The organism is Brevibacterium moorei (assembly GCF_024580735.1).
Taxonomy (GTDB): Bacteria; Actinomycetota; Actinomycetes; order Actinomycetales; family Brevibacteriaceae; genus Brevibacterium; species Brevibacterium moorei.
Genome location: NZ_JANIJX010000017.1, coordinates 17,841 through 35,308 on the forward strand (window position 1 = coordinate 17,841; position 17,468 = coordinate 35,308).

Here is a 17,468-nt window from a genome sequence, read left to right on the forward strand (position 1 = left end):
TCGTACCTCCATCCAAGCCCGAACCGGGCCGCCGCACATCCGGCCCGGGGAGTGTTCCGCCGTGCTCCCGGGGGAGTACCGGGGCCGAGGCTACTGCCAGCCGGGCGCCACCAGGCCGGCCTCATAGGCCGTGACCACCAGCTGGGCGCGGTCGCGGGCCCGCAGTTTCTGCATGATGCGGGAGACATGAGTCTTCGCGGTCAGTGGGGAGAGGACGAGCCGCTCGGCGATCTCGTCGTTCGTCAAGCCCTGTCCCACCAGCCGCAGCACCTCGTGTTCGCGTTCGGTCAGCCCCGCCAGCAGCGCGGTATCGGGCGTGGCGCGCAGTCCGGTGGCCGCTCGGTCCAGCAGCCGGCGTGTCACCCCTGGTGAGAGCACTGCGTCCCCGGCGCAGGCGGCGCGGACGGCCCGGATGAGATTGGCCGGTTCCGTGTCCTTGACCAGGAAGCCCGCGGCACCGGCCCTGATCGCGCGGACCACGTACTCGTCGAGTTCGAAGGTCGTCACGATCACCACGCGCAGTCCGTCCAAGGCGGGATCCGCTGCGATCTGCTCGGTGGCCCACAGGCCGTCGCCCTCGGGCATCCGGATGTCGACGAGGACCACGTCCACGGGGGCGCCCCGGTCCGCGGCGTCCCGCACGGCGGCCAGGAGCTCATGCCCGCCGGCGGCCTCGGCGACCACCTCGATGTCCTCTTCGGCGTCGAGCAGGGCGCGGAAGCCCGCGCGCACCAGCTGGTGATCATCGGCCAGGGCCACGCGGATCATGTCGGCTCCTCTTCATCCACCGGGTCAGTGGCCGGATGCGCGGCCCGGTCTGGAACCCGGTCTGCAGCCGGGTCCTGCGCCCAGGGCAGGCGCGCGGTGATGCGGGTGCCGCGGCCCGCAGCTCCCGCGGTTATCTCCAGGGTGCCGCCTGCCAGTTCGGCGCGCTCGCGCATACTGCGCAGCCCGCCACCGGAGGGGGCGTGTCGCGAGCCGGCCTGCCCGCCCGGGTCCGTAGGCCCGTTCCGGCCCACAGACCCGCTGGGCTCCGTCGGCTCGTCCGGCCCGACCCCGTCGTCCTCGACGAGCACCACGAGCCGGTCCCCGTCCCGCTCCAAGCGGACCAGCGCACGGTCCGCCGCGGAATGCCGCAGGACGTTCGTCAGGGCCTCGCGCACGATCCGCAGGGCGGTCGCCTGAATGGGACCGGCGGGCCGGGTCCGACCGGCGTCCGCAATCCGGTCGTCGAAGACGATGTCCAGGCCCAGGGAGCGGTGCGCGGAAATGAGTTCGGGCAGCTCGGCGAGCTGGGGCGCGGGGCTCAGCGGGGCATCCTCGCCGCGCAGTGCCGCCAACACACCACGGGCCTCGGCCAGGCCAGAGCCGGCGAGTCGTCGGATATTGCTCAGGGCCTCGCGCGCCTGTGCAGGGTCGCGGTCGAACAGGTGCAGCCCCATGCCCGACTGCACGGAGATCTGGCTGAGCGAATGGGACAGCACGTCGTGGAGTTCGCGGGCGATGGCCGCGCGTTCGGCCTGTTCCGCGGCCCTGGCGCGCTCGGCGAGTTCCTGTGCGCGGCGGGTGGCGCGGGCCGTCCTGGTCCGGATCGTCACACCGATGCCGGTGCACACGGCCAGGGCCACGGTGCCCGCGATGATGCGCGGGCCCGCGTGCTGCGGCGAGAGGAATTCGACCAGCGTGACACCGGCCAGCCAGGCCGCCCCGGCCGAGGCCACAGCCCAGACGGGCGCGGCCCACACCAGGGCGGCGATCAGGGCGAAACCGAGCGCGAGCGGGGGCGGACCGAGCTGGGGCGGGACGAACAGCATGGCCAGGGACAGTCCGGCGATCACCGCGACGGTGGGACCCGGCCGGCGGGCCGCGGCGAGCAGGGTCAGGGCGGAAGCCGCGGCGAGCACGACCTTGAGGACGATCCAGGCCGTGGACTGGCTGTGCAGCACGCCCAGGGCGATGGTGGGCGGGGTCTGCACGAGCAGGGCGATGGCGGCTGCGGCCACGAGGAGCGCGGGCGGCCGGGCGGTGGTGCCCGCCGGCCGGCCGGTGTGTCGATCCCCGTCTCGATCCCCGTGCATGGGCCGAGTCTACGCGGCGGAATCAGTGCCCGGCGTCGTCCGGGAGGAGGCCGTCCGGGTACTCCCGGGGGATGAGGAATGGGGAGACCCCACCGCTGTCTCATCCCCACAGGCCGTGGGCCGAGTACCCGGACGAGCGCTCAAAGGGAGACCGCTCGCCCCTCCTCGTGTTCCGGGAAGATCGTCGCGGGCGGTGCGACATTGATCCTGCGGGCCCAAGGAATGTAGATGAGGGCCGTGACGACCAGCCCGAGGATCCAGGAAACGTCTGCGCCGCCGATCAGCTCGACCATCGGACCCGTGTACAGCGTTTGATCCAGGAACGGAATCTGGACGACGACGCCGATGACGTAGCTGGTCAGCGCCGCCGCGTTCCAGCTGCCGTAGCGTCCCTTCCGTGTATAGAGCGCGGGGATGTCGAAACGGTCCTTGGACACCAGGTAGTAGTCCGCGAGGTTGATGATCGACCACGGGGTGAACACCATGAGCAGGAGCAGGACGAAGTTCTTGAAGAAGCCCAGGAACTCTGCGGATGCGGCCAGGGCCACGATCACGGTGAGTGCGACGATGGTGCAGACGAAAACCGCTCGGGTCGCCTTGGTGACCGCGGCGCGGTGGTTCCACGAGGTGGCGATTGTCAGAGTGCACATGAAGGCGCCGTAGGCGTTGAGGGTGTTGACCGTCAGCTTGCTCATCAGGATGACGATGAACATGAGCAGGGCGAGCACTCCGCCGCCGGCCAGCTCGCCGATGAACCCGACCTGGTTGGACAGGAACAGTTCGCCCGCGGCGGTGGCGATGATGACGCCCAGGATCATCGACCACTGCGAGCCGACGACCGATCCGAGGAACGTCCAGCCGAATGTTGTGGACTGCTTGGTGGAACTGGGGAGGTAGCGCGAATAGTCGGCGACATAGGGTCCGTAGGTCATCTGCCACCCGGCCGCCAGTCCCACCACCGAAAGGAAGGTCGGGAATGAGAAGGTGGTGTCACCGAAGACGGCGCCCAGGTCCACCTGGGTGATCACACAGATGGACAGGTAGACGAACCCGATGAAGCCGGTAATCGTGCTGATCCGGCCCAGCACATGGATGTACCGGTACCCCAGGAGCGCGACCGCCGCGGTGAGGACGCCGAATATCACGATGCCGACCCACGGCGTCTCCACTCGCAGGATCCCGTTGACCGCCTGTCCGGAGAGCACTGCGCCGGTGGAGGCGAACCCGATATACATGAGGACGACGAGGACCAAGGGGACGACCGCGCCGATCACACCGAACTGTGCGCGGGAGGAGATCATCTGCGGCAAGCCGAGTTTGGGGCCCTGAGCGGAGTGCAGTGCCATGATCACCCCGCCGATGATATTGCCGATGAGCAGGGCGATGATCGCCCAGAGGGCGCCGGACTTGAAGGCGGTGACGGCGAGCGCCCCGTCGACGATGGCGGTGATCTGCGTGTTCGATCCGAACCACAGGGTGAATTGGGAGAACGGCCTGCCATGTCGTTCGCGTTCCGGGACCCAGTCGATGGTGCGGGCCTCCACCAGGCTCTGAGCGCCTTCTTCGACGGCATAGTGCAGATCCCGGGGATCCGGGTCCAGTCTCTTGTGCGGGTGTTCGGGTTCGGTCGCCATAGAGGTTCTCCTGGTCTTGTCCGAGTGGGGCGCTAGCCATGTTCTCAAACGTGACCGGTGACACAAGCGTGTCGGGAGGTGAAAGCGTCCGACATCCCGGACTGCGGGGCCTGGTCCGATGGCCTGGCCCGATTCGCACCGTCGGCCCGCCGACTATCCGCTATCCGAAGGTCTCCTGCAGTGCCTCGAGGAGGACCTCGGCCGCCGGACCGTCCGCTGTCGTGCCTGCCGTCGTGTCAGTTGAGGTGCCCGCTGTCGTGCCCGCCGCCCCGTCCTCGACCTCGGCGCGGACCATCGCCACGATCGTGCGCGCACCGCATTCGGTGCCGGGCACCACGGTGGCCACGCCCGGCGCCAGGGCCAGCATCGTGGGGGTGGCCAGGGTCAGCCCCACCCCGGCGCCGGCCATGGCCAGGGATACCGCGGTGTCCGTGACGATGTGCCGCTCCACCGGGGCGAAACCCAGGTCCGCGCAGGCGAAGCGCAGGGCTCGGCCGAAGGACGAGTCGTTCGGCGGCAGGATCCACGGGGCCGTGTGCAGATCGGCGGGCAGCCCGCCGCGCATGCCGTAGACCATGAAGGTCTCGTGGCGCAGGGGCACCATCCGCGCTCCGCGCAGAGGTGCCAGGGGCGCGGCGGGGTAGTCGATGCCGATGCCCACGTCGATGCGCCCCTCGATCACGGCCTGCTGCATGTGTTCGACGTCGACCTCGTGCGCGCGCACCTGCACCCCGGTGTCGGCCAGGCGTTCGAGCACCGGGCCGATCGCCACGAGCGAGGCGGAGCCGAACACGCCCAGCGTCAGTGTCTGGACGAACTCGGCCTGGGCCCCGCGCAGCGCTTCGGCGGCCTGGGCCTCGGCGGCCAGGATCCGCCTGGCCCGCGGCAGCAGGGCGCGGCCAGCCGGGGTCAGTTCGACCGTGCGGCCGGCCGGGCGCAGCAGGGTGGCGCGGGTGGCCCGTTGGAGGGCGGAGATGTGCTGGCTGACCGCCCCGGTGGTATAGCCCAGTTCGCGGGCGGCACGGGTCATAGTGCCGTGGTCGGCGATTGCGACGAAGGCGCGCAGCTGTGTCAGGGTCCAGTTCATATGGGGCTCATTATCCAGTAGACCTAAACGGAACATTCAAATCCTATCGATAGACCTAATGGTTTCTACCGGTGAGACTGTTGGAAAGTGATACGCAACACAGATCCAAAACACTGAGTCACGCCACAGAAAGGTGGTGTCATGTCCACTCCCACAGCACCCGCCCGACCCACTCCGGCTGCCCGCCCTGCACCGGCGAATGCGACCGTCGTCATCGTCGGCGGCGGCATCATGGGCGTGGCCAGCGCCTATGAGCTGGCCCGCGCAGGGGTCACCGACATCGTCGTGATCGAGCGCAACGAACTGGGCTCGGGCTCCACTTGCCGCGCCGCCGGCGGTCTGCGCAGCCAGTTCTCCGACGCCGTCAACATCGCCCTGGGCGCCCGCAGTCTGGAGACCTTCCGCCGGTTCAAGGACCTGTTCGACCAGGACATCGACTTCGTGGGCAGCGGCTACCTGTTCCTGCTCGACGGCGCCGAGGACGCGGCGGCCTTCGAGGACAATGTCGCCGTGCAGCGGGGCATGGGACAGAACTCACGGATGCTGACCGTCGCCCAGGCCGCCGAACTGTGCCCCGTCATCTCCACCACCGGCCTGGTCGGGGCGGCCTTCAACCCCGATGACGCCCACTGCACCCCCGAGTCCGCAGTGGCCGGCTATGCCCGCGCCGCCCGCCGACTGGGCGTGACGATCCTGACGGGGACCTCGGTCACGGGGATCACGGTGGAATCCGGGGCCGTCACCGGAGTGGACACGTCCGCCGGGCCGATCGCCACCGGCACCGTGGTGTGCGCCGCCGGCGCCTGGTCGCAGCAGGTGGGCGCGCTGGCCGGAGTGGACCTGCCGGTCACCCCGCTGCGCCGCCAGATCGTGGTGAGCGAGCCGATCAGCGCCTTCGATGCGCGCAGGCTGCCCTTCACCATCGACTTCTCCACCTCGTTCTACTTCCACTCGGAGGGCTCGGGCCTGCTGTTCGGTGCGCCAGAGGCCGGGGACGTCAATGCCTTCGACACCCGCCGCGACCCCGCTTGGCTGGACCACCTGGGCGAACTCATGGAACGGCGCGCGCCGGCCCTGACCGATGTTGGACTGGGGCGCGGCTGGGCCGGCCTCTACGAGTGCACGCCCGACCACAATGCGCTCATCGGCGTGGCCGAGGAGGTCGCCGGTTTCATCTACGCCTGCGGCTTCTCCGGCCACGGCTTCCTGCAGGGCCCGGCGGTGGGCGAGGTGGTGCGCGACCTGTACCTGGGCGCCACCCCCTTCGTCGATGTCTCCGGCATGTCCGTGCAGCGCTTCGCAACCCAATCCACCCGAACCGAACTGAACTTCGTCTAACCCATCGTCAACCTCGTCCACTACTTACCGAAATGTCGACTTTCGGGCGAAAATCCCGATATATCAACATTTCGTCAAGTAGTGGACGGGGCGGAGAGAAAGGAAACACCATGACGTCATCCCTTCCCACACGCGAGGACGTGCTCGCCCTGGCACAGGCCGGCCTGACCGGCTGCGGGCTCGACTTCGAGGCCCTGCTGGGTGCGGATTCCGGCGCCGCCGGCGCTTCCGCTTCTGCGGATTCCGGCACGGCCCCCACCATTCCCGCGCGCTCGCCGCTGACCGGCGATGTGCTCGGCCAACTGGCCGCCGACACCCCGGACACGGCCTCGGCGAAACTGGACCGGGCCCGCGCCGCCTTCGAGACCTGGCGCGATGTGCCGGCCCCCGTGCGCGGCAAGGTGGTGCAGCGCTGGGGCGAGCTGCTGCGCGAGCATAAGGCGGATCTGGGCAAGTTGGTCACCGTGGAGGCCGGCAAGACCCCTTCGGAGGCCGAGGGCGAGGTCCAGGAGATGATCGATATCTGCGAGTTGGCCCTGGGCCAGTCGCGCCAGCTCTTCGGCAAGACCCTGGCCAGCGAGCGCCCCGGCCACCGGCTGATGGAGACCTGGCATCCGCTGGGCGTGGTTGGCATCATCTCGGCGTTCAACTTCCCGGTGGCACCCTATGCATGGAACACGGCCCTGGCCATCGTGTGCGGCGATCCCGTCGTCTGGAAGCCCTCGGAGGTTGCGACGCTGTCCGCGGTGGCCGCCACGGCTCTGCTGACGCGCGCCGCTGCGGAACTCGGGGCGCCCGCGGACCTGGCACAGGTGCTCGTGGGCGACCGCACTGTCGGCCAGGTGCTGGTCGACGACGCCAGGGTGGACCTGGTGTCGGCCACCGGTTCGGTCCGGATGGGCAGGGAGATCGGTCCGGCCGTGGCGCGCCGGTTCGGCCAGTCCCTGCTGGAACTCGGCGGCAACAACGCCGCGATCGTGGCTCCCAGTGCGGATCAGGACCTGGCGATCCGCGGTTCGGTGTTCGCCGCCGCCGGCACCGCCGGCCAGCGCTGCACCACACTGCGTCGGCTGATCGTGCACTCGTCGATCGCCGAGGACTTCACGGCTGCGCTGGTCGCGGCCTATGACACCCTGGCGATCGGATCGCCCACGACTCCCGGTGTGCTGGTGGGCCCGCTGATCTCGAAGCCTGCCTATGAGGCGATGCAGGCGGCCCTGGCCGCCGCCGTCGAGCAGGGCGGCCAGGTGCTCACCGGGGGTGAGCGGGTGCTGGTCGAGCAGGCCCCCGACGCCTACTACGTGAAGCCCGCCGTGGTGAAGATGCCGGCTCAGACGCAGATCGTCACGGAGGAGACCTTCGCCCCGATCCTCTACGTGATGGAGTACGAGGACTTCGATGCCGCGATCGCGATGAACAACGCGGTGCCGCAGGGCCTGTCCTCGGCGGTGTTCACCACCGAGCTCAAGGAGGCCGAGCGCTTCATCGCGCGCAGTGACGCCGGGATCGCCAACGTCAACATCGGGACCTCGGGCGCGGAGATCGGCGGGGCCTTCGGCGGGAACAAGGAGACCGGTTGGGGTCGCGAATCCGGCACGGACTCCTGGCACGCATACATGCGGCAGGCGACGAACACCGTCAACTACTCCGATGAGCTGCCGCTGGCCCAGGGAGTCGAGTTCCTGTGACGCACGGTGAGGCCTGGGTGAGCGAGGCCCCGACCGGGGCGGGTGCGCCCACGGCGGCCGAGGCCTCGGCCGTCGACGCTGCGGTCGCACCCGACCCGGCTGCACCCGGTTCGGCTTCCCCCACCGCTGCCGAGCGCTCGGCCGGGCACGCGATCGTCGAGCAGCTGCTGGCCTTCGGCATCGAGCGCGTGTTCGCCGTGCCCGGCGAGAGCTATCTGGACGTGCTCGACGGGCTGTACGAGCACCGCGAGTCCATCGACCTGGTGATCACCCGCCAGGAAGGGGGCGCTGCGATGATGGCGGCGGCCCACGGGCAGCTCACGGGAAGCCCGGGGATCTGCATGGTCACGCGCGGGCCCGGCGCCACGAACGCCTCGATCGGGGTGCATGTGGCGGGTCAGGACGCCAGCCCCATGGTGCTGTTCATCGGCCAGGTGCCCACGGCCGTCAACGGCCGGCGGGCCTTCCAGGAGGTTGACTACCGGCTCATGTTCGCAGGGCTGGCCAAGGAGGTCGTGGTCATCGACCGCCCGGAGCGGGCCCCGGAGCTCACCGCCTACGCCCTGACCCTGGCGGTTTCGGGGGAGCCGGGCCCGGTGGTGGTCGTGCTGCCAGAGGACACCCTGGTCGAACCGACCAGCGCGCCCGTGGTGCCCCGCCTGCCGCGCCCCGATCCGCAGCCGGCCATCCACGAGTTGGAGCGCGCAGCGGCCCTGTTGGCACAGGCCCACCGGCCCCTGGTGATCGCCGGTTCGGACCATTGGGATGTCGGGACGGCGCGCCTGCTGGCCGAGTTCGGCGAGTCCTCCGGCATCCCGGTGGCCACCGTGGTGCGCCGTCAGCACGCGCTCGACAACGACTCGGAAGCCTATGTGGGCACCCTGGGCCTGAACACCACGGCGGGCCTGGACGCCCTGATCCAGCGGGCGGACGTGGTGTTGCTGCTGGGCGCCAGGCCCGATGGCCTGTCGGTGGCGAATGCTGATCTGCTGTTCGCCTCCGACCCGGGCAGGCGGTTCATCCACGTCTACCCGTCATCTGATGTGATCGGCCGGATCTACCCTGCACATGTCGGTGTCGTGGCGAAGCCGGGAGCCTTCCTCGAGGGGCTTGCGAACCTGGCCGGGCCCGAGGCCGCCGGCGGGCAGGCGCCCGGTGAGCAGACGCCGGGTGGCGCAGTGCCCGAGGCCGCGGCCTCGGCGGCGGAGCGGGCTGCATGGCTGGCCGAACTGCGCGCGAACTACCTGGCGGTCTCCCGCCCGGACCCGGCGGCCCCGGAGACGCCGGCCGCAGCGGTCTACATGGACGTGTTCAATCGGCACTTCGACGCCGACACCGTGATGACCGTGGGTGCCGGTGACTACGCCGCCTTCCCCCAGCGCTACCACCGGTACCGCGCCTATCCCAGCCAGGTGGCAAGTCAGTCGGGGTCCATGGGGTTCGGCGTGCCGGCCGCCACCGCGGCGGCACTGGCCCTGCCAGGGCGGCAGGTGGTGTGCTTCGCCGGCGATGGCTGCCTGCTGATGAACGGGCAGGAATTGGCGACGATCGCGCGCTACGGGCTCAACGTGCTGGTGGTGCTGGTGAATAACTCGCGCTTCGGCACGATCCGCCGGCACCAGGACGGGCGGTATCCGGGCCGGGTGTCCGGCACGGATCTGGTCAACCCGGACTTCATCGCCTACGCCGGGTCCTTCGGCGCGCGCACCGCCAGGGTGGGCACGCCCGAGGAGTTCGACGCGGCGCTGGCCGAATTGGCCACCGTCCCCGGCCTGCGCTTCGTGGAGGTCGTCACCGCCTGAGGTGATGCGCAGGCCGGGGCGGGCCGGCTCAGTCCGGCAGGCCCTGCTCAGTCCGGCAGGCCCTGCTCCCGACGCACGTCCATCGCCGGACGGGTGTCGACTCCGCGCTTGGCCAGGGTGGACTTGACCGCAGGCCACAGTGCGAACAGTGCTGCGGTCAGGATCAGGCTGGTCCACACCTGGATCCGGGTGCCGCCGTCATTCGGATCGATGATCATGATGACGACGATAACCAGCACCAGCGCGATCACCAGGATGTTCAGGTACGGGGTGAGCCAGGAGCGGATCTTCAGGCCCTTGCGCTGTTCGGGTGTGAGCTTCAGGCGCATCCGCCACTGCGCCAGGGCGATGAACACGTAGATGAACAGGGCGACCAGACCGCCGGAGTTCATGATGAAGTCGAAGATCACGGTGCCCTTGTCGCCGGCGTAGTTCGCGATGATCGCGATGAGCGCCGCCACACAGGAGGCGAACAGGGCCACCACCGGGGTGCCGTAGCGCGAGCGCTTGGCCACGAACCTCGGGGCGAAGCCCTTGTCGGCCAGAGCGGCCATCATCCGCGGGGCCGAATACAGACCCGAGTTCAACACGGAGATGACGGCCGTGAACAGGACGATCTCCATAATCGTCGAGGCCCCCGGCAGGCCGAACATGCCGAAGATGTAGGCGAACGGCGCGGTGATGGAGGGATCGGGCAGTTCGTCCCACGGCACGGCCATGACGATGATGAGCACGCCGCCGACGAAGAACAGCAGGATGCGCCAGATGACGGTCTTCGTCGCCTGGTTGATACCGCGGGCGGGGTCGACGGATTCGGCCGAGGCCATCACGGCGATCTCGGTGCCGAAGTAGCTGAAGATGACGGTGGCGATCGCGATGAAGATCGCGGGCACGCCCATCGGGGCGAAACCGTCATGGGCCCACAGATTGGAGATGCCGGGATCGTGGTCTGCGGCGGTGGGCCACAGGTGCAGGACGAACAGGGCGCCGACGACCAAGAACACGATGATCGTGACGACCTTGATGCTGGCCAGCCAGAACTCGATCTCGCCGAAGATCCGCACCGAGAACAGATTGGTCATGATGAACACGGCCACCAGCAGGATCGACCACGCCCAGGTGGGGACCGCGGGGAACCAGCCGTTGAGCAGCCCGCCGCCGATCACCGCCTCGTAGGCGATGATGCCGGCCCAGTAATACCAGTACAGCCAACCGGTCAGGTACGAGGCGTAGCCGCCCATGGACTCATTCGCGTACTCCATGAAGGAGCCGACGGCGGGCTTGCGGGCGGCCATCTCGCCGAGCATCCGCATGGCCAGGAAGACCAGGAGGCCGCCGATCAGATAGGCGATGATGGCCGCCGGGCCCACTGCGCGCACCACATTGCCAGAACCTACGAACAGGCTGGCGCCGATGATGCCGCCCAGGGTGATCATGGTGATGTGGCGGTTGGCCAGTTTTCCCTTGTCGCGTACGACGATATCGTCGATGCGCTCGCCGAGTTCGGCACCGCCGTCCTTACCGGTGCCCTGGTTGCGGGCATCGCCGTGCTGGGGTCTGTTTTCAGATTTCATCAAGAGTTTCCTGTATCGGTCTTTCTGTCGGGGATACTGCGTCGCGCGGTTGCGCGCACACGTGGGCCGTGCGGCAGAAGTGGCTCCAGGCATATGGAGTGTTCCAAAGCACAGGTCAGTCTACTGAATGTTTGTTTCAGAAAGAGCCGCCGGACACGGAAGTGGCCGAGGACACACCCGGGTGGGTGTGGCCTCGGCCAGGGTTGCGGCGGCCGGTTCGCCCCGGCCCGCGCGCGGCGGTCAGCGAGCGCTCGGCTCCTTTCCGGCCGCCTCGGTTTCGGCGCGGATGTCCATGGCGGGGCGGGTGTCGATCCCGCGCCGGTGCAGGGTCCGTGACACCAGCGGCCACAGCACGACCAGTACGGCGGTGGCCAGCAGGCTGGTGAACACCTGGGCGCGGCCGCCCGGGGTGAGCAGCATGATGATGATGACGGCGATGACGGCGGCGAAGACCACGAGGTTGAGCCAGGGGACGAACGCGACCTTCAGTGGCAGCTCGGCGCGTTCGGCGGGGGAGAGCTTCATGCGCATGCGCAGCTGGGCCCAGGCGATGCAGACGTAGACGAACAGGGCGACCAGACCGCCGGAGTTCATGATGAACGTGTAGATGTTCTCCGCCCCCGCGAAGTTCGCCACGATCGCGGCCAGCGCGCCCACGCACGACAGCAGCAGGGCTCCGATCGGGGCGCCGGACTTGGTGCGGCGGCCGATCCACGTGAAGGCGAAGCCCTTGTCCGACAGGCTGGCCAGCATGCGCGGGGCCGAATACAGCCCGGAGTTGAGCACGGAGATCGCCGCGGTGAACAGCACCAGGTTCATGATGAGTTTGGCCTGGGGCAGGCCCAGCATCTCGAAGACGTAGGCGAAGGGTGCGGCGACATCGGTGGGCGGCAGTTCGTTCCACGGCACGGCCATGACGATGATGAGCACGCCGCCGACGAAGAACAGCAGGATGCGCCAGACGACGGTGCGGGTGGCCAGTTTGATGCCGCGGGCGGGGTCGACGGACTCCGCTGCCGCCATGACGGCGATTTCGGTGCCGAAGTAGCTGAAGATGACGGTGGCGACCGCGACGATTGCGGTGCCGGCCCCCTCGGGCATGAAGCCGCCGTGGCTCCACAGATTGGAGATGGCCGGATCGTGGGCGCCCGAGGTGGGCCACAGGTGCAGGACGAACAGGGCGCCGGCGACGAGGAAGACGATGATGGTGATGACCTTGATGCTGGCCAGCCAGAATTCGATCTCGCCGAAGATGCGGACCGAGAACAGGTTGGTCAGCAGGAAGATGACGACCAGCAGCGAGGTCCAGGCCCAGCTGGGCACTGCGGGGAACCAGCCGAAGAGGGTGTTGCCGCCGACCACGGACTCATAGGCGATGATGCCGACCCAGAAGTACCAGTACAGCCAGCCGGACAGATAGGCGGCCCAGCCGCCCAGTGATTCGTCGGCGTACTCCATGAAGGAGCCGACGGCGGGCCGGCGGGCGGCCATTTCGCCGAGCATCTGCATGGTCAGCCAGACCAGCAGGCCGCCGATCAGATAGGAGATGATGGCGGCGGGGCCCACCGAGCGGATGACGTCGCCGGAGCCCACGAACAGGCTGGCGCCGATGATGCCGCCCAGCGTGATCATGGTGACGTGGCGATTGGCCAGTTTGCCGCGGTCGCGTACGACGACCTCGTCAGTGGCGGGGGAATCGGGGGTGGCGCCCGCTGGGGCACCGGAATCCGAGGATTTCATAGCTTCCTTCACGACGGCTCGATGACGGCTCTTCGGGGCCGGAGTCCGCCATTGTGCAGTGTAAGCACGTAAAAGTTGGTGTGCATAGTTTTGAGGGCTGGGTCACTTGGCGGATAGGATCGCGGCGAGACGGATTGGCGGCGGCGAGGCGGGGCAAAGGAGCCCCGGCACAGCGCGGGAACGGCGCAGCGCGGGAACGCACAGCACAGAAGCGGAAGAGGAGTGGAGCATGGGTAGGGACCGAGGGACGATCGCGGTGATCGGCGGGCACGGCAAGACGGGTCGTGCGGTGATCGGCGGCCTGAAACGGCTGGATCAGGAGTCCGTGGCCGTGGGCAGGGCCCAGCTGGCGGACCCGGGCACAGCGCTGTCAGAGGCCGCGGCCATCTACCTCATCGCCCCGAATATGTGCGCCGACGAATCGGGATTCGTCGACACCTGGCTATCCGCCGCGGCCGAGGCCGGGGTCGAGCGGGTGGTCTACCATTCCGTGGCAGCCCCCTACGCCCCACAGATGCCGCACCACCTGCACAAGGCGATGAGCGAGGACCTGGTGCGCCGCAGCGGCCTGGACTGGACGATCCTGCAGCCGTGCGCCTATGCGGAGAACCTGCTGCCGGGCCTGCGCGAACCCCAGCCGCAGATCCGGATCGCCTACAGTCCGGACACACCCTTCGGGCTGATCGGCCTGGACGATGTGGGCGCGATCGCGGCCCGGGTGCTCCTGGAGTCCGGGCACACCGGCGCGAGCTACGAACTGGGCGGCCCGGAGCTGGTGACGGTGCGCCAGGTGGCGCGGATCGCCGAGGCGGCACTGGGCAGACCGGTCGATCTGCGGGTGGAGTCGGTCGACGACTGGGCAGCCGGCCCCGGCGCCGGACTCGAGGCCAGGGAGCGGGACTGGCTGGCGGCCATGTTCGCCTATTACGACGCCCACGGCCTACCCGTCGGAGGCAGGGTCGCGCAGATGCTCCTGGGACGTCGCCCCGAGTCCATGGAGCGGCTGCTGCGCCGTGCCCTGGTGCCCGAGGCCGAGGCGGCGGACCAGGGAGGCCGGCGGGAACGGGATTCCTAGGTGGACCGGGATTCCAGGGCGCGCCAGGCGCGCATCCCGCCGGTCACGTCGATGGGTTGCAGGCCGGGTGTCCCTCCCAGGAGGCGCACGGCGTGGGCCGACCTGGTGCCCGACTCGCAGTAGACATAGCACCGGCGCGGTGCGCCCGCGCCGGGTTCCCCGCCGAGTTCCATCAGGCGGGCCACGGCCCCGACGGGGTCCGCGGCGATGTCCTCGACCGGCAGGTTGATCGATCCCGGGATGGCGTCGGCGGCGTGTTCGGCCGGGGTGCGGACGTCGACCACCGGCACTGCCGTCCCCGTGGTGCCGGTCCCGGTAGCAGCCTCGGGCGCAGCGTGCCCCGTCCCTGCCAGGAGCCGGTGCAGTTCGCCCGCGCTCACCGCGGGGGCCAGGCCCTGGCCGATCTGGTCGGGGCCGGCCGGTCGGAGCGTCGATTCCCGGGCCGCGAGGTCGATGAACTCCCACTGCGCGGTGCGCATATCGTAGACGCCCACCCGGCCGCGCAGCACAGTGCCGATCCCGGTGATCAGCTTGATCGCCTCGGCGGCCAGGGCGGTGCCCATGATGCCGGGGAGTACGCCGAGGACCCCGGCCTGCACGCAGCTGGGCACCGACCCTGGCGCTGGAATCCGCGGGAAGAGATCACGGTAGGTGGGACCCGTGACCGGATCGAAGACGCTGAGCTGTCCGCCGTAGCCCAGGACCGCCGCCCACAGGTGGGGGATGCCCAGCAGGGTCGTGGCATCGGAGACGATATAGCGGGTGGCGAAGGAGTCGCTGCCGTCGATCACCAGGTCCCAGCCGTCCACGAGTTCCACCGCGTCGGCGGCGTCCAGTCTGCGGTCGATCGGCACGATCCGGACATCCGGGTTCAGGGCGCGCAGCGTGCGGGCGGCCGAATCGACCTTCTTCAGCCCCACATCCGCGGTGGTGTGCAGGGGCTGACGGTGCAGATTCGACAGTTCGACCCGATCGTCGTCGATCAACCCCAGCGTGCCGACGCCGGCGGTGGCCAGGTAGATCGCGGCGGGGGAGCCCAGGCCGCCGGCGCCGATGCACAGCACCCGGGCCCGCGCCAGAGCCTCCTGGCCGCGGGAGCCGAAGCCGGGCAGGCTGATCTGCCTGGCATAGCGGTCATCGGGCTCAGTGCCCATCGATGCCCACCCAGGTGTGCTCGCCGGTGGCATAGCTCTGGCGCTTCCAGATCGGCACCGTGGCCTTGACGGCATCGACGACCGCAGCGCAGCAGGCGAAGGCCTCGCCGCGGTGCGGGGCCGAAACCGCGACGACGATCGCGTCATCGCCGACGGCCAGCCGGCCGGTCCGGTGCGTGCAGTGGATCCGGGCCTCCGGGAAGTCCGCGGCGATCCGGGCCACGGTGCGCTGCATGATCGCGGCTGCATCCGGGTGGGACGAATACTCCAGCCCGGTGACATCGGAGCGCCCGGAATCCGTATTGCGCACGGTGCCGACGAAGTCGACGGTGGCCCCCGCTCCGGCACGAGACACCGCGCGGCGGGCCGAGGCCGGGTCCAGTGGGAGCTCGCTGAGCCCGGTGACAACGGCCGGGACCGCTTCGGCTGTGCCGGCTGCTTCGGCTGTGCCGGGTGCACCGGTCGCATCGGGTGTCGCCGCGCCCGCGGCGGACTCCGCCGGGTCTCCGGCCGAGGGCGCGGCCTCGGCCGGGGCCTCGGGAGTGTGGGTGCGGATGTCGCGGACCTGGGCCAGCAGGTGCCCGAGCAGCGGGGAGAGGACCGCGATCGCATCGCGCGCCGCGCCGAGGGAGCCGGGCAGGTTGATGAGCACGGTGCTCCCGGCGATCCCCGCACGCCCGCGGGACAGTGCCGCCAGCGGAGTGGATTCCCGCCCTCCGGCCAGCAGTGCGTGCACGATCCCCGGCAGCTCGCGGTCGATGTAGCGGGCCGTCTGTTCGGGTGTCAGATCGTCCGGGGTGGCGCCGGTGCCGCCGGAGGTCAGGATCAGATCGGGCCGCGCGCCCGCCGGTGCGGACAGTCGTTCGCCCAGCAGGTGGCCCACGGGGGCGCCGTCGGCGACCACCAGGGGGCCGGTGACGGCGAAGCCGGCCTGTGCGAGCCAGTCGACCAACACGGGGCCCGACCGGTCCTGGGCCCTGCCATGGGCCGCCGAGGTGGAGGCGACGATGACGGTGGCGCGGGGCTGTGGGTCGAGGGTGACGTCGGTCATGGGGCCAAGACTATCCAACCGGGCGCCCGGGCGGACAACGCCGTCCGCCCAAGCGGGCGCGGCCGATGAATGGACTCCGCCGACGCGGTTGGTAACATCGGTCACATGTCTGTGGCGTTGGGAATGCCGATGGTCCGCGGCGAGGATACGGTCACGGTGGCGCGCAGGCGACTCGTGGAGCGCACGGAGGACTTCCCCGGAGGGCCGGGGCTGGCCGACCGGTTCGGCCGGATCGGCGAGGACCTGCGGATATCGGTGATCGACAAGTGCAATCTGCGCTGTGGCTACTGCATGCCCGCGGAGGGGATGCAATGGCTCCCGCGCGAGGACCTGCTCAGTGCCGCCGAGATCGTGCGGATCGTGCGCATCGGGGTCCGGCTGGGCGTGCGGGAACTGCGCCTGACCGGGGGCGAACCACTGGTGCGCCCCGATCTGGAGGAGATCATCGCCGGGGTGCACAGCGCACACCCCGAGCTGCCGATCTCCCTGACGACCAACGGGATAGGCCTGGACAAGCGCGCCGCCGGCCTGGTGCGCGCCGGCCTGCGGCGGATCAACGTGTCCCTCGACACCGTCGACCCGCAGGTGTTCGCCCGGATGACCCGCCGCGACCGGCTGCCGCGGGTGCTCGCCGGGATCGCCGCGGCGCGGGCCGCCGGGCTCGACCCGATCAAGGTCAACGCCGTGGTGCTGCACGGACAGAACGACCACACCGTGCTCGAACTCCTGGACTACTGCCTGGCCCACGGCCTGCAACTGCGCTTCATCGAGCAGATGCCCCTGGACGCCGACCACGGGTGGACGCGCGAGCGGATGGTCGACGCCGCCTGGCTGCGCACCACCCTGGCCCGGAAATACGTGCTGGAACCGGTGGCCGAACCGCGCGGGGGCGCTCCGGCCGAACTCTACGAGGTCCGCGCGGCGGACCCTGTGGCGCCCGGGAGGGCCGCCGTGCTGGGCCGGGTCGGGATGATCGCCTCGGTCACGGAGCCGTTCTGCGCTGCCTGCACGCGGACCCGGATCACCGCAGACGGGCGGGTCCGCTCCTGCCTGTTCTCCCGGGAGGAGTTCGATCTGGCCGGGCTGCTGCGCTCCGGGGCGGGCGACGCCCTCATCGCCGACACCTGGCAGCGCGCCATGTGGCTCAAGCCCCGCGCCCATGGAATGGACCATGCGGGTCTGGGCGATGCGGACTACGTCCAGCCGGAGCGCAGTATGAGCGCGATCGGGGGATGATGGTCCGGTGA

The 17,468-nt window shown here is 69.7% G+C and carries 13 protein-coding genes; 5 read left to right on the plus strand and 8 right to left on the minus strand.

Translation table 11 applies throughout. From position 1 onward, the window contains the following. Positions 1-90: 90 nt before the first annotated feature. The 4 genes from NQ034_RS11465 to NQ034_RS11480 form a co-directional block, all read right to left on the minus strand. Positions 91-768 (minus strand): response regulator, encoded by a 678-nt coding sequence (locus tag NQ034_RS11465; protein ID WP_257048982.1) that lies wholly within the window; start codon positions 766-768, stop codon positions 91-93. Further along, the gene (locus NQ034_RS11470; RefSeq protein ID WP_257048983.1) at positions 765-2,078 is read right to left on the minus strand and encodes a sensor histidine kinase; all 1,314 of its coding nucleotides are present in this window, start codon (positions 2,076-2,078) and stop codon (positions 765-767) included. Before NQ034_RS11470 ends, NQ034_RS11465 begins: the two co-directional genes overlap by 4 nt. A gap of 140 nt (positions 2,079-2,218) precedes the next feature. Further along, positions 2,219-3,712 (minus strand): purine-cytosine permease family protein, encoded by a 1,494-nt coding sequence (locus NQ034_RS11475; protein ID WP_257048984.1) that lies wholly within the window; start codon positions 3,710-3,712, stop codon positions 2,219-2,221. Positions 3,713-3,872: 160 nt separating this feature from the next. Beyond that, positions 3,873-4,799 carry a LysR family transcriptional regulator gene (locus NQ034_RS11480; protein WP_257048985.1) on the minus strand — a complete coding sequence of 309 codons (927 nt, stop codon included), beginning with the start codon at positions 4,797-4,799 and terminating at the stop codon, positions 3,873-3,875. Between the two features lie 141 nt (positions 4,800-4,940). On the opposite strand from NQ034_RS11480, the gene NQ034_RS11485 reads away from it, so the two are divergent. From NQ034_RS11485 to NQ034_RS11495, 3 genes are all read left to right on the plus strand, one after another. Beyond that, positions 4,941-6,137, plus strand: coding sequence for an NAD(P)/FAD-dependent oxidoreductase (locus NQ034_RS11485; RefSeq protein WP_257048986.1), 1,197 nt, complete (start codon positions 4,941-4,943; stop codon positions 6,135-6,137). Positions 6,138-6,247: 110 nt separating this feature from the next. Then, on the plus strand, positions 6,248-7,825 hold the full coding sequence (amaB, locus tag NQ034_RS11490) for an L-piperidine-6-carboxylate dehydrogenase (protein WP_257048987.1): 1,578 nt from the start codon (positions 6,248-6,250) through the stop codon (positions 7,823-7,825). Beyond that, positions 7,822-9,627, plus strand: coding sequence for a thiamine pyrophosphate-dependent enzyme (locus NQ034_RS11495; protein ID WP_257048988.1), 1,806 nt, complete (start codon positions 7,822-7,824; stop codon positions 9,625-9,627). Before amaB ends, NQ034_RS11495 begins: the two co-directional genes overlap by 4 nt. A 47-nt stretch (positions 9,628-9,674) precedes the next feature. Here NQ034_RS11495 and NQ034_RS11500 read toward each other — a convergent pair whose 3' ends face one another. Then, positions 9,675-11,201, minus strand: a complete 1,527-nt coding sequence (locus NQ034_RS11500; RefSeq protein ID WP_257048989.1) for an amino acid permease — start codon at positions 11,199-11,201, stop codon at positions 9,675-9,677. Positions 11,202-11,441: 240 nt separating this feature from the next. Further along, on the minus strand, positions 11,442-12,941 hold the full coding sequence (locus NQ034_RS11505; RefSeq protein ID WP_257048990.1) for an amino acid permease: 1,500 nt from the start codon (positions 12,939-12,941) through the stop codon (positions 11,442-11,444). 229 nt (positions 12,942-13,170) lie between these two features. On the opposite strand from NQ034_RS11505, the gene NQ034_RS11510 reads away from it, so the two are divergent. Further along, the gene (locus tag NQ034_RS11510; protein WP_257048991.1) at positions 13,171-14,016 is read left to right on the plus strand and encodes an NmrA family NAD(P)-binding protein; all 846 of its coding nucleotides are present in this window, start codon (positions 13,171-13,173) and stop codon (positions 14,014-14,016) included. Here the strand turns inward: NQ034_RS11510 and NQ034_RS11515 are convergent. Together NQ034_RS11515 and NQ034_RS11520 are read right to left on the minus strand one after the other, a co-directional pair. Beyond that, entirely contained in the window at positions 14,013-15,170 is a 1,158-nt protein-coding gene (locus NQ034_RS11515) for a ThiF family adenylyltransferase (RefSeq protein WP_257048992.1), read from the minus strand. The genes NQ034_RS11510 and NQ034_RS11515 overlap by 4 nt on opposite strands. Continuing rightward, positions 15,160-16,221: a molybdenum cofactor biosynthesis protein MoaE gene (locus NQ034_RS11520; protein WP_257048993.1), complete on the minus strand. Its 1,062-nt coding sequence runs from the start codon at positions 16,219-16,221 to the stop codon at positions 15,160-15,162. The genes NQ034_RS11515 and NQ034_RS11520 overlap by 11 nt, the downstream gene beginning before the upstream one ends. A gap of 105 nt (positions 16,222-16,326) precedes the next feature. Between NQ034_RS11520 and moaA the strand changes: the two genes are divergently transcribed. Continuing rightward, positions 16,327-17,457, plus strand: a complete 1,131-nt coding sequence (gene moaA / locus NQ034_RS11525; protein ID WP_257048994.1) for a GTP 3',8-cyclase MoaA — start codon at positions 16,327-16,329, stop codon at positions 17,455-17,457. Positions 17,458-17,468 lie beyond the last annotated feature (11 nt).

Bases quoted from the DNA above. Each gene is read 5' to 3' on its own strand.
- NQ034_RS11505 (WP_257048990.1), bottom strand. From the start codon at position 12,941: ATGAAATCCTCGGATTCCGGTGCCCCAGCGGGCGCCACCCCCGATTCC.
- NQ034_RS11480 (WP_257048985.1), bottom strand. From the start codon at position 4,799: ATGAACTGGACCCTGACACAGCTGCGCGCCTTCGTCGCAATCGCCGAC.
- NQ034_RS11515 (WP_257048992.1), bottom strand. From the start codon at position 15,170: ATGGGCACTGAGCCCGATGACCGCTATGCCAGGCAGATCAGCCTGCCC.
- NQ034_RS11470 (WP_257048983.1), bottom strand. From the start codon at position 2,078: ATGCACGGGGATCGAGACGGGGATCGACACACCGGCCGGCCGGCGGGC.
- NQ034_RS11465 (WP_257048982.1), bottom strand. From the start codon at position 768: ATGATCCGCGTGGCCCTGGCCGATGATCACCAGCTGGTGCGCGCGGGC.
- moaA (WP_257048994.1), top strand. From the start codon at position 16,327: ATGTCTGTGGCGTTGGGAATGCCGATGGTCCGCGGCGAGGATACGGTC.
- NQ034_RS11500 (WP_257048989.1), bottom strand. From the start codon at position 11,201: ATGAAATCTGAAAACAGACCCCAGCACGGCGATGCCCGCAACCAGGGC.
- NQ034_RS11510 (WP_257048991.1), top strand. From the start codon at position 13,171: ATGGGTAGGGACCGAGGGACGATCGCGGTGATCGGCGGGCACGGCAAG.
- NQ034_RS11520 (WP_257048993.1), bottom strand. From the start codon at position 16,221: ATGACCGACGTCACCCTCGACCCACAGCCCCGCGCCACCGTCATCGTC.
- NQ034_RS11485 (WP_257048986.1), top strand. From the start codon at position 4,941: ATGTCCACTCCCACAGCACCCGCCCGACCCACTCCGGCTGCCCGCCCT.
- amaB (WP_257048987.1), top strand. From the start codon at position 6,248: ATGACGTCATCCCTTCCCACACGCGAGGACGTGCTCGCCCTGGCACAG.
- NQ034_RS11475 (WP_257048984.1), bottom strand. From the start codon at position 3,712: ATGGCGACCGAACCCGAACACCCGCACAAGAGACTGGACCCGGATCCC.